At 75.0% G+C, this 1028-nt stretch carries 1 protein-coding gene and 1 pseudogene; both read left to right on the top strand.

All coding sequences use genetic code 11. The annotated features are described in order from the left end of the window. Nucleotides 1-200, top strand: a pseudogene (locus tag R6V09_RS53790) (fatty-acid--CoA ligase); the annotation flags it as partial. Then, the coding region (locus tag R6V09_RS53785) for a type I polyketide synthase (RefSeq protein ID WP_317888645.1) at nucleotides 197-1028 on the top strand (832 nt) is incomplete at its 3' end. The pseudogene R6V09_RS53790 and the gene R6V09_RS53785, both read left to right, overlap by 4 nt.

Genomic DNA, 1028 nt, shown 5'->3' with positions numbered 1-1028 from the left:
CACCCGCCCGCGACCCGAAGGAGGTCGCCGCCGCCGTGCGCGCCGCCGTCTCCGCCCGGCATGGCCTGCGACTGGCCGACGTGCTGCTCCTCCCACCCGGCACCGTGCCCCGCACGACCAGCGGCAAGATCTCCCGCACACTCACCCGCGCCCGCTACCTCGACGGCTCCTACGACCGCCCCGAGCGAGGCACGGAATGAGCCCGGTCCCGTCCGACTCCGCCGACCTGCGACGCCTGGTCGTCGAACGGATCGCCCACTGGTCCGGGGTACCCGGCGCCGACATCGCCGCCGACCGGCCGCTGGCGGAGCTCGGGATGTCCTCCCGCGACGCGGTCGCGATCGCCGCGGAACTCTCCCGCGCGCTCGGCCGCGAACTGCCCGCGACCCTGCTGTGGGAGACGTCGACCGTCGACGGTCTGGTCGCTCTGCTCGGCGGGAGCCTGGAGCCCGTTCCGGAGAGCGCGTGCGTCCCCCGGGAGATCGCCATCGACGACGACGAACCGGTCGCCGTGGTCGGCGTCGGCTGCCGCCTCCCCGGCGGTGTGCGCGGACCCGGTGACTACTGGCGGCTGCTCGTCGAGGGCACCGACGCCATCGGCCGGGTGCCCGAGGGACGGTGGCGGGACTTCGTCACCGAGGCCCCGCCGGACGCCAACCCGTGGGGCGGATACCTCGACGACGCGACCCTCACCGGGTTCGACTCCACCTTCTTCCGCATCTCCCCGCGCGAGGCCGACGCGATGGACCCGCAGCAGCGCATGCTGCTGGAGGTCGCCCAGGAGGCCCTCGACCACGCGGCCATCCCCGCCGCCTCCCTGGCAGGCACCGCCACCGGTGTCTTCGTCGGCATCTCGGCCCACGACTACGGCCACCTCACCGCCGCCGACCCGGCGACCGTCGACCCCTGGGCGACCACCGGGGCCGCCACCTCGGTCGCGGCGGGCAGGCTCAGTTACGTCTACGACCTGCGCGGCCCGAGCGTCGCCGTCGACACCGCCTGCTCGTCCTCCCTCGTCGCCGTCCACC

The organism is Streptomyces sp. W16, assembly GCF_033194735.1.
Lineage (GTDB): Bacteria > Actinomycetota > Actinomycetes > Streptomycetales > Streptomycetaceae > Streptomyces.
The sequence above is the reverse complement of the archived record's forward strand: the minus strand, read 5'-3'. Positions and strand labels throughout refer to the sequence as shown.